Source organism: Streptosporangium sp. NPDC003464 (assembly GCF_053588315.1).
Genome location: NZ_JBSFPS010000329.1, coordinates 1 through 9,937 on the forward strand (window position 1 = coordinate 1; position 9,937 = coordinate 9,937).

General features: G+C 65.7%; 9 protein-coding genes and 1 pseudogene. 7 read left to right on the plus strand and 3 right to left on the minus strand.

All coding sequences use genetic code 11. The features are described from left to right. Nucleotides 1-188: 188 nt before the first annotated feature. A pseudogene (locus ACWDS7_RS42720) lies at nt 189-393 on the plus strand (integrase core domain-containing protein); the annotation flags it as partial. 65 nt (nt 394-458) lie between these two features. Here ACWDS7_RS42720 and ACWDS7_RS42725 read toward each other — a convergent pair. Next, entirely contained in the window at nt 459-1,406 is a 948-nt protein-coding gene (locus ACWDS7_RS42725) for a helix-turn-helix transcriptional regulator (RefSeq protein WP_451933936.1), read from the minus strand. Nucleotides 1,407-1,490: 84 nt separating this feature from the next. Between ACWDS7_RS42725 and ACWDS7_RS42730 the strand changes: the two genes are divergently transcribed. From ACWDS7_RS42730 to ACWDS7_RS42745, 4 genes are all read left to right on the plus strand, one after another. After that, a complete protein-coding gene (locus ACWDS7_RS42730; RefSeq protein WP_451933937.1) occupies nt 1,491-2,189 on the plus strand; it encodes an alpha/beta fold hydrolase in 699 nt (232 codons plus the stop codon). Then, a complete protein-coding gene (locus tag ACWDS7_RS42735; protein WP_451933938.1) occupies nt 2,186-3,253 on the plus strand; it encodes an epoxide hydrolase family protein in 1,068 nt (355 codons plus the stop codon). The genes ACWDS7_RS42730 and ACWDS7_RS42735 overlap by 4 nt, the downstream gene beginning before the upstream one ends. A gap of 698 nt (nt 3,254-3,951) precedes the next feature. Further along, complete coding sequence (locus ACWDS7_RS42740) at nt 3,952-4,155, plus strand: hypothetical protein (protein ID WP_086577476.1); 204 nt, start codon at nt 3,952-3,954, stop codon at nt 4,153-4,155. After that, on the plus strand, nt 4,152-4,526 hold the full coding sequence (locus ACWDS7_RS42745) for a type II toxin-antitoxin system death-on-curing family toxin (RefSeq protein ID WP_451933939.1): 375 nt from the start codon (nt 4,152-4,154) through the stop codon (nt 4,524-4,526). Before ACWDS7_RS42740 ends, ACWDS7_RS42745 begins: the two co-directional genes overlap by 4 nt. Before the next feature lie 225 nt (nt 4,527-4,751). Here ACWDS7_RS42745 and ACWDS7_RS42750 read toward each other — a convergent pair whose 3' ends face one another. Together ACWDS7_RS42750 and ACWDS7_RS42755 are read right to left on the minus strand one after the other, a co-directional pair. Beyond that, nucleotides 4,752-5,579, minus strand: coding sequence for a hypothetical protein (locus ACWDS7_RS42750; RefSeq protein WP_451933940.1), 828 nt, complete (start codon nt 5,577-5,579; stop codon nt 4,752-4,754). Beyond that, a complete protein-coding gene (locus ACWDS7_RS42755; RefSeq protein WP_451933941.1) occupies nt 5,572-6,471 on the minus strand; it encodes a hypothetical protein in 900 nt (299 codons plus the stop codon). Before ACWDS7_RS42755 ends, ACWDS7_RS42750 begins: the two co-directional genes overlap by 8 nt. A gap of 598 nt (nt 6,472-7,069) precedes the next feature. On the opposite strand from ACWDS7_RS42755, the gene ACWDS7_RS42760 reads away from it, so the two are divergent. Together ACWDS7_RS42760 and ACWDS7_RS42765 are read left to right on the plus strand one after the other, a co-directional pair. Continuing rightward, complete coding sequence (locus ACWDS7_RS42760; protein WP_451933942.1) at nt 7,070-8,593, plus strand: alpha/beta fold hydrolase; 1,524 nt, start codon at nt 7,070-7,072, stop codon at nt 8,591-8,593. Nucleotides 8,594-8,622: 29 nt separating this feature from the next. Then, a complete protein-coding gene (locus tag ACWDS7_RS42765) occupies nt 8,623-9,459 on the plus strand; it encodes a S1 family peptidase (protein WP_451933943.1) in 837 nt (278 codons plus the stop codon). Nucleotides 9,460-9,937: the final 478 nt, after the last annotated feature.

Consider the following 9,937-nt stretch of genomic DNA (forward strand, 5'->3'; position numbering starts at 1 on the left):
CGGTGACCGGGACACGGTCCCGCCCCCGGATGACGAATGGGATATCCGGTTCGGTACCGGTGATGCGGTCAGGGGATGGGAGGAGTTGTGCCGTCGAGCCAGGTGGAAGCCGTGTCGGCGCAGGCTGGTGAGGAGATCGGCGAGGCCGATGCCGCGCCTCTCGTTATCACCCGTCGGTCGGCTGCAGGGGCCAATGCTGGGACAACGCGCTGGCCGAGTCGTTCTTCGCCACGTTCAAGGGCGAACTGCCGGATGAACGCCGCTTGGCCCAGCCGGGCCGCCGATCGAAGCGCGATCTTCGAGTTCATCGAGAGCCGGTACAACCTCCGCCGTCTCCACAGCGGCCTCGGCTACGTCAGCCCCGCCGCCTGCGAGACCACCCAGGATGCCTGACCGCCACACCAACGTTGTCCGCCAAAGCGGAGACAGGCTCAGCCTCGATATGGGGGTATCGGCGCCTACGGTGCCGGTTGGGAGCGGGCGACGGCTTGGGCGAGAGCGGTGACGTGCTCGGCGAGCGCTGTGACCAGGGTGGGCGGGTTCCTGACGGTGAAACGCCAGGGCAGACCGGTGAGGATCCGCGCCATGGCCCGCAGGTCTTCTGCCCCGCTGATCAGGAGGACACCACCGTCGGCACAGGAGTAGAGGTCGCCGAAGGTGGCAGGCAGGTGGTTGTGCGCGGTCTTCAGGTCAGTGTCCAGCCACACCTCGGTGCGGTGGGTCCAGGCACCGAGCGTCAACGCGTGCAGGACGTGCGCCACGGGGTCGAACCCGCTGGGTGGGGTGAACCGGCGGGGTAGTTCGGCGGCGCCGCCGATCCTGTCCAGGCGGAACATGCGGACCGCGTCGCGGAGATGGTCGTGTCCGACCAGGTACCAGGCGCGTGCGTGCACGACGAGCCCGTAGGGGTCCACATCGCGTGCGCCGCGGGTGTGCTCGATCCGGACCGTGCGGCGGGAATGGACGGCCTCGGCCAGCGTCAGCGCCAGATGCGGTTCGGGGGTCAACGGGCCCGTGGTGGCGGAGGTAGCGGCGATCAGCGCGGTGACGCGTTGGCGCAGCGGTGCGGGCAGGATCCGGTTGAGCTTGACTAGCGCTCGGTCGGTCGGGTTGGGCTTCCCTGTCTTCTCCCGCTCGCCCGCCGTGGCCAGCGCCACGGCCACGGCGACCGCCTCCTCGTCACCGAGCATCAGGGGCGGCAGTCGGACGCCATAGGCGAGCCGATAGCCGCCGTAACGCCCTCGGACCGACTCGACGGGGATGTCCATCTCCCGTAGGGCGGTGACGTACCGGCGAACGGCGCGGGCATCGACATCCAGGCGCCGGGCGAGTTCGTCGGCAGGCACCAGACCGCGGTCCTGAAGGATCTCCAGCAGTGAAAGGACACGGATCGCCGGACGGGACACGATCATCATCGTAATGAGGGCAGAAAGCGTCCACAATTCCTCCTAGTCTGGCGCCGCTACAGATCGATCGAAGGGAGTCGGCTTATGTCGACCATCGTTCTCGTCGGCGGTTCGTTCCTTGGCGCGTGGGCATGGGAGCGGGTCACGCCGCTGCTGACCGCGTCCGGCCACCAGGTGCACCCGCTGACGCTCACCGGCTTCGGTGACCGCGCGCATCTGGGCTCGCCGACCACGACGCTCGCGACGCACGCCCGTGACATCACGGCCGCCATCGAGTTCGCCGGCCTGCGCGAGGTGGTGCTCGTGGCGCACTCCTATGGCGCGGCGCCGGCCACCATCGCCGCCAACGCGATCCCTGAGCGGATCGCCCGGCTGGTCTACCTCGCCGGGCTCCTGCCCGAGCCGGGCAAGAGCCTGTTCGACATCACTCCTGCGCCTGTCGTCGAGGCGATCATGGAAACCGTCCAGGACGGGCGGATCCCCGTGATGAGCGATGAGATCATCGACGTCGGCTTCGGTGAGCACGGGCTCACCCCCGAGGACCGGACATGGCTGCGGGCACGCGGCGTCGGCCAGCCGATCGGCACCTACCAGGACCCGGCGCCGGCCGACCTCGGCGCAGTGGAGAGCCTGCCACGCACCTACATCGCCTGTGCGGGCGATCCGAACGACCCACCCGGCCTCTCCGGCCACGACATGATCACTCTGGACGCCGGGCACTGGCCGATGATCAATGCGCCGGTGGAGCTGGCCCGGGTGCTGGACAAGGTGGCCCGGTCATGATGCGGCCGTTCCGAGTGGCGATCCCGCAAGCGCGCCTGGACGAGCTGGCCGCCCGCCTGGCCAGGACCCGCTTCACCCGCCCTCTGCCCGGTCACGGGCTCGGCGTGCCCGTCGACCGCGTGCGGCAGTTGGTGGAGTACTGGCGCGACGGCTACGACTGGCGCGCCTGGGAGAGGCGGATCAACGTACACCCGCAGTTCATGACTGAGATCGACGGGCTTGACGTGCACTTCCTCCACATCCGTTCGGCGCGCCCAGACGCCTTGCCGCTCATCCTCACACACGGCTGGCCCATGTCTGTCGTGGAGTATTTGCCGCTGATCGAGCGATTGAGCGACGCCTTCCACCTTGTCATCCCCTCGGTGCCCGGCTTTGGGTTCTCCAGTGCGCCCCGAGAGCCGGGCTGGAACCGGCGCCGCGTCGCTGCGACGTGGGCGGAGCTGATGCGCCGGTTGGGCTATGAACGCTACGGCGCGCATGGCAACGATGTCGGATCCATGATCTCCATCGAGCTCGGGCGACTGGACCCCCACCGCGTCCTCGGGGTGCACGTTACCCAGATCTTCTCCCTGCCCTCCGGCGATCCGGCGGAGCGGGCCACGTTGGGACCGGACGACCTGGCGAAACTGCGTCGCATGGAACGGTTCATGGCCGACAGCAGCGCCTATCTCAGCCTCCAGTCCACCCAGCCGCAATCTCTCGCGCACGCATTGGCGGACTCTCCGGCCGGCCAACTCGCATGGAACCTGCAGCTTTTCCCCGATTCGGTGAGCGACGACTACATTCTCACCAATGTCACGATCTACTGGCTGACCGATACCGCCGGCACCTCGGCCCTCACCGGTTATCACGGAAACCGGCCGCCGGCCGAGCCGTCATCCTTTCCCTTGGGCCTGGCCTACTTCGCCGGAGACTTCTTCCCCTCCATCCGCCCGCTCGCCGAACGAGATCACAGCGCTATCGTGCACTGGAACGAGTTCGACAAAGGCGGGCACCATGCCGCACAGGAGGAACCCCAACTCCTCGCCGATGACATTCGCATGTTTTTCGCCGCCCGTCAGTGACGTCGGCCGGGTGCGCCCGCGCTGGTCAGCGACACGTTCGAGACCTCAACACCTCAGCGAGATCGTTCCTGTTCCGTAGGTTCCGGGTGCGAATCCCTGGCGCCGCACCACTCCACACCCCATCTGACTTCGTGGCATGCCGACAACAGCCTCAAGCCAAAGCTGGCCGCCGCGACGCTGCTGTACGCGGTCATCACTCGGTCCGGGTGGACTACCCGCAAAGGAGTTGATCAAAAAGCCCTGGTCGCCTGGGCCCGCAGAGTTGTTGCCTGAAGCGAAGTGCTGCCACCAGCAGTACTTTTACAAGAACCCCGACGGCTACTGCGGCATCGGCGGCACCAACGTCAAGCTAGGTGACCCATCTGAGTGGGGCGCCTGCCAGACGGGTCTGGTGCCGACAGAGGAGTAGCGCTGACTTTCCCGGTGCGACTCGCGCGCCTTGGAGCGTGAACGATATCTGCCTGGACAACTTTGTCATCGCCCTCAAGCGATTCGGGCGAAGGCGAATCGGTCGGGGTGCCGGGCGGAGGCGCTCCGTTCGGTCTGTGCTCACCAGGGCTCATGCTCAGCCTGAGGTGGCTCCGTCCGCCGCGTTGCACCATGGGTACTTCTCCTGAGGTAAGACCGGTTCGCAGGAACGAGGCTTGAAGGCCTCATGTCACCGAGTGGTGGTACCAAAAAGTGGTACCGTCGATCGTATGGCTGAGACTCGGCTTCGGCTGCCAGATGAGACGTACGAGCAGATCAAGCAGATCGCCGGCGGTGACGCGCAGAGCGTCAACTCGGCGATGGTGGTGGCCATCGAGGAATACATCGCCCGACGGAGGCGGGAACGCTACCAGGCGATGGGCCGGAAGATCGCTGAGCGGGACCGGGAGCTGCTTGAGCGGCTCGCTCGATGACGCTCTATCCGACCACCTCGGACCTTCTTGCCTTGGCCGAGGTGGTGCTGCCGGAGGTCCTTCTTCGCGATGGTGGCCAACTGCATGCGGCGGTGCTGCGCCCGCAGACCACTGTCTTCGGCGATGACGCCTATCCGGACCTGTGGGAGAAAGCGGCGGCTCTGATGCAGAGCATTCTGATCGGGCATCCGCTGGTGGACGGTAACAAGCGGCTCGCTTGGGCGGCGGCCGTCGCCTTTCTGGAGGACAACGGGGAGATCCTGGAGTACCAGGACGTGGACGAAGCCGAAAGGCTCGTCATCGCCGTGGCAACGGGCGAGCTGGAAGACATCCCCGACCTGGCGCAGCGACTTCGCAAACTTCGTGAGTAAAGAGCGACGCACGATCACCATCTGTTGCCTGAAGCGCACCGCTACCGCCGGCAAGACCTGTTCAAGGTCCCGAACGGTGCGGCATCGGCGGGACGGGCGTGGCCTGTCCGGTGGGCATCGTGTCGGCAGGCGACTAGATCAGACCTTTAGGGGGATCTGGCTCGTCAGCGCAGAGGGCCAGGCCTCGAAATTGAGGTCGGGCCCTCTGGGTAGTTGCCGGATGGCTCAGATGCGGTTCAAAGCCTGCACGAGGTCAGCAGCCAACAGGGACGTTGCCAATGCAACCGTCTCGGGCTCGCCAATGCCCTCTTCAGCGCGTCCGGCCATCGTTGAGCCGAGCGCGTCCGGTCCTGCCGCGAACAGCGTCGCCAGTTGTTCCACCGCCTGCTTGGTGACCTTGCTGCTGATCGGGTCGCGAGCGAGGAGCGTGAACGTGGTGGCCAGTTCAGCGGTGTCGGAGTCGATAAGGATGCGGTAAGCGTCGTGTGCGTCCTTGTCATTCAGCCGGTGGGGGACCGTAACTCGTTCGGCGATCTTGTGGAGTTTGGCCACCAGCAAGGCCGCGGATCCGGCGACTCTGACTTGATATGTACGGGAATCACCCGGGGCAAGGGCAACGACGTCCATGACCGTGTTGTCGATGACAGCGGCTTCGAGGCCTCGAGCACGTCGGGTGGCACGGCGATCATGTGGTGGGATGCGGGCTCCCCGTGTGTTCTTTGTACCCGGCCCCACAAGAGCGTCGGGCACCATCAGGTCGACGGGGATGCCTTCGGAATTCAGCCATGCGCCGGGCTGTCCATCGATGGGGTCACGATAGAAACCCGCGCGGCTCATGGATTCCTCCAGAAGCGGTTCGTCCTCCAGGACCCTTGGGTCGAGTGCGAGATCGCTGTCCTTAGTCGTTTCGGCGAGCGCGACAGGGCTTCCTGCGGTGCGCAGGTAGATGGCTTGTGCGCCGATCACGATGACAGCATCGCGGTGGGCTTCCAGCGCGGTCAAAGCATCAAGCAGTGCAGATCGGGATCGGATGAGGAGGTCGCCACTATCCACGCCAGGAGGATTCATTGCGGATCATCCATTCGATGAGTTCTTCGGCTTCGGAAGGGCTGCGTCCAGGACCTGTCATCAAATCGACGGCGACCTGAGAAGGTGCTGCGATCGTGAGACCGGAAGCGTCGACAACAGTGCGAGTGAAGACCACGTCAGTTTCGGGCTCGGCCAACATCACATTCGCTCCGGCATCGGCAGGACGAAGATCCCAGAGTTGCGCGGTTTGTTCGGCATCCGCCGCGTAGATCATTGCGGAGCGGGCGGGGGCGTAGGGGGCCCACGTGGCAGCGGCCAAGGTCCCGGTTACGGCGTACTGAATGGGACTGCCGGACGCCCGCTGCGTGAGATTCGACAGTCCCCTCGGCGCTATCCAACGTGTGACACGGCTGTTCCGGACAAAGCCGTAGTCCTCACTCCAGCGCCTCAGCAGCGCAACCCAGTCGGGCACGACGACTGCGCCCGAACTGTTCCGTGTAGCCAGACCCTCGCCCTCGAGGAAATCGATCACCCTGTAAGTCGATCCAGTGGAAACGTCGGCGAAATCGACCAGTTGGCGGATCGCCCACGATCTGTCGTGATCCAACAGTGCACGTACGACCTTTGCCGCGGGAGCACCCTTCAACGTTCCGCGTGGTCTTCCGGGACCGCGCCACGGGTCATGATCGGCCCCTCGGTCCGCTATGTACAAGCCGGGCCGAGGTACGTTCAGGTGTACGTTCCCTGTCGCGTCTGCATAGGACAGGCCGACATCGGAGAGTCGCTTACGCACGGGCGGCGACAGGTATCTGGAGACGACGACCCCATGGCTGTCGGGAATCTCTCCCGTGCAGGCATCCAGTTGCTGAAGCAGCGTAGCGGTGTCGCGTCTTTCCACCACCTGCTTGGATTCCACTACCAGTACGGCCGAGGTTCCATCTGGGGCCCTCACCTTCCAAAGCGCGTCGAAGCGAGCATCGTGGGCCCTGTAGCTCAAAGACTGGATCTTCCATCCGGTCGGTAACCGGTCGCTCAGTACAGCCATCCCAGCTGCAAGGACTTCAGCCTCGTTCCGAGGTCGCGGCCTCGCCTCCATCAGCTCTCCAGTCCCCTTGGCGTTCGGGAAAAACCTTACCTCCGTTGGAGACGGAGAGTTGGTATTTCCTGAACAAGTGCGACGGGTGTGTTGGGGCGGTCGCCGGTGATGTGTCTCAGAGTCCTGGTCACCTGGGTCCGGCGAAGTTGTTGCCTGGAACGAAGTGCTACCACTAGCGGCACCTCTTCAAGGCCTCCAACGGCTACCGTGCGTCGGTGCGGAGAGATGACGGGGTTTCGCAAGCTCGTGGTGGGGTGCGGCACCCGTGCGGATACAAGGCGGATACACGACCGCGCGGTCGCTGATACGGGGTCGCGACGATGTGGGGACCTTTGCCCTCCAGGGTGGGCGATGTACGCCTGACGGCGTGCCCCGCGCGCTTGGAGGTGCGCGGGCAGGACCGTCGAAAGATGCGACCATGTTCAGCACCCGTGTATTCCCAGGTAATCGTCCGGCGCGCGTGGCGGTCGCGTGTCTGATCGGCCTGGCGAGCTTCGGAGTCGCCGGCGCGGCCGACGCTCACACCGACGAAGAACCTCTGACGTGGCGTGATTGCGCCAAGACGGCCAAGGACTGGCCCGTCGATGACGACACCAGGACCGAATGCTCCATGCTGACGGTTCCCCTGGACTACGCGGACCCGCAGGGTCGCAAGATAAAGATCGCCGTGAGCAGGATCAAGGCCGCCGACCCGAGCAAGCGCCGTGGTGTGCTGGTCATCAGTCCCGGTGGTCCCGGCATCAGCAACATCGACGCACCGGCGACGTACGCCACCAGTAAGCTCGGCCCGCTGGCCGTCGACCATGACCTGATCGGGTTCGACCCCAGGGGCGTGGGCTACAGCGACAAGATCAAGTGCGACGCGGAGGATCCGCCGCCCGCCACGTCCGCCAAGGGGAGGAGGGGCGGTCAGGAGTCGCCGCCCACCACCTCCCCCAAGGAGGAGGCGAAGGCCGGATTCGCCGAGACCGCCGCGTACAACAAGCGGTGCGCCGCCAAGGATCCCGCCTTCGTCCAGCAGTTGACCACCACGAACATAGCGCGGGACGTGGATTCGATCCGCGCGGCCCTCGGCGAATCGAAGATCAACTTCTACGGGGTGTCCTACGGCACCGCGGTGGGCGTGAACTACCGGTCGCTGTTCGACAACCGGGTGAACGCGATGTGGGTGGATTCGGTGATGCCGCCCGTCATCGACCTTGCCGCCATGGACGCCACGATGGACGCGCTCTACGAGAAGCGCTTCGACGCGTTCGTCCCGTGGCTGGCGCGGCACGACAGCGAGTATCACTTCGGGACCACCGACGCCATGGTCCGCGAAACCATATTCACGTTGCGTGACGAGCTTCGCCGTAAACCACGTGAGGTGGACGAGAACACGGTGCTCGACGGCGAGTGGGTCAGGCGGCTGCTCGGAGGAGGGCCGAGCAACTGGATCTCCACCGCCAGGGATCTCGCCACCGTCCGCGAAGGCGGCGTCCCGCTGTCGGCGCGTCCCGCCCCGGAGTCCGCGAAGGTGTTCGGTTTCGACGAGAACCCTCTGGGCCTGAACCTGATCCAGTACCAGGCGATCTTCTGCAACGAGGGTGTCGGCGGCCGCGATTTCGAGCAGATGTGGGCGACCGCGCAGGCTCGGAGAGCCGCCTTCCCCGCGACCGGTGGCTATTTCGAGCGCAGCGGTTGGTGCGGGGAATGGCCGTGGCCTGCGCGCCCGTGGAAGCCGGTCAGGGGAACCAGCCCACTGCAACTGTCCGGTCACACCGACGAAGATGTCACGCCGTACGCCTGGGCGGTGGACACGTGGAAAGCCGTCGGCGGGACATTGCTGACGGTTCAGGATGACGCGCACGCCTCGCTGCGCCGACTGCCCTGCGCCGCGAAGGTGATCGATTTCTTCCGCACCGGCCGTACCACCGCGGGCACCTGTCCCGGTACGCGCTGACCGCGGTCCCTCCCATGAACGGACATGAGATGCGTTTGTTTCGGCGAATCGGCGCGGTAGTGGGCGCCGCCATCCTCGGCCTCAACCTGCTGGCCTTCCCGGCGCGGGCGGCGACCGCGGACCTGGCGGGCACCGTCAATGTGGACGGTTGCTCGGGGTCGCTGGTGCGGATGCCGGCCAGCGCGGCCGACGACCGGGCCTTCATCCTGACCAACGGGCACTGCTACGAGGGTACGTGGCCGGTTCCGGACGAGGCTCTGGTGGATCAGCCGTCCCACCGCGTGGTCGACCTGCTCGACGGCGCGGGTGAGCCGGTGGCCACCCTGCACGTGGCCAGAGCGGTCTATGTGACCTTGACCGGTACCGACATCGCGCTGTACCAGCTGAACACGACCTATCGGCAGTTGGAGCGGGACTACCGCATCCGGCCGCTCACGGTGTCGGCGGACCGCCCCACGCCGGGCACGGCCATCCGGGTGCTCTCCGGGAGCATGAAGAAGATCTTCTCGTGTGAGGTCGACACGCTGGTCTACCGGGTGCTGGAGGTGGGCAATGTGACCAAGGACGTCATCCGTTACACACCGCAGTGCGACACCGGCCACGGCACCTCGGGTTCCCCGGTCGTCGACGCCAGGAGCGGCAAGGTCATCGGCATCAACAACACCAGCAACCACGATGGTGGCCGGTGCACGCTGGACAACCCGTGCGAGATGAACCGCGACGGGGCCATCAGCGTGCACAAGGGCATCGCCTACGGAACCCAGACGTACTGGCTCGCCACATGTGTCAGAGCGGGGAACAAACTCGACCTGGAGCGTCCCGGCTGCCTGCTGCCCAGGCCGGACGCGCGGGTCTCCGCACGGTGACACCGGTGAACGCCGCTGTTCACCGTGGTTGATACGGCTCCAGGCGCCTGACGGGGCGCCGTCCGCTGACTTGATCTCCGTTTGGCGGGGCCCCTGGAGCGCCCACGAGTGATTCATGACGTGGCCCTTGGCCGATCGTTCCTCTCGTTGAGAGAAGACCGAACGACCAAGGGCCATCTGGGCTCAAAGACGAGAGCGGCATTGGAAAGAAGCCGGGCGAAGTCGGTCGGCGCGAACGGAGGCGGTCCGGTGGCATGGAACCCGTCAGGCCTTCGCGTGGGTCGTTCCGTATGAGTGGTCGCTGCCCGTTCACCGGTAAAGCTCGCTCCCGCCTTCTGGGGGTGAGCAGTACCCGTTTGTGCGGCTTCGCCGTTGCTCCTTCATCGAGCTGGGAACTGATTCAGGTCGACCTTCTAAGGGCTGCTGCGCGATTCATGGCCGTTCTTCGCGCTGAGAGTCGTTTGGCCGCTCGATTTGG

Coding starts and splice junctions, on each gene's coding strand:
- ACWDS7_RS42730 (WP_451933937.1), top strand. CDS start 1,491: ATGTCGACCATCGTTCTCGTCGGCGGTTCGTTCCTTGGCGCGTGGGCA.
- ACWDS7_RS42735 (WP_451933938.1), top strand. CDS start 2,186: ATGATGCGGCCGTTCCGAGTGGCGATCCCGCAAGCGCGCCTGGACGAG.
- ACWDS7_RS42740 (WP_086577476.1), top strand. CDS start 3,952: ATGGCTGAGACTCGGCTTCGGCTGCCAGATGAGACGTACGAGCAGATC.
- ACWDS7_RS42745 (WP_451933939.1), top strand. CDS start 4,152: ATGACGCTCTATCCGACCACCTCGGACCTTCTTGCCTTGGCCGAGGTG.
- ACWDS7_RS42760 (WP_451933942.1), top strand. CDS start 7,070: ATGTTCAGCACCCGTGTATTCCCAGGTAATCGTCCGGCGCGCGTGGCG.
- ACWDS7_RS42765 (WP_451933943.1), top strand. CDS start 8,623: ATGCGTTTGTTTCGGCGAATCGGCGCGGTAGTGGGCGCCGCCATCCTC.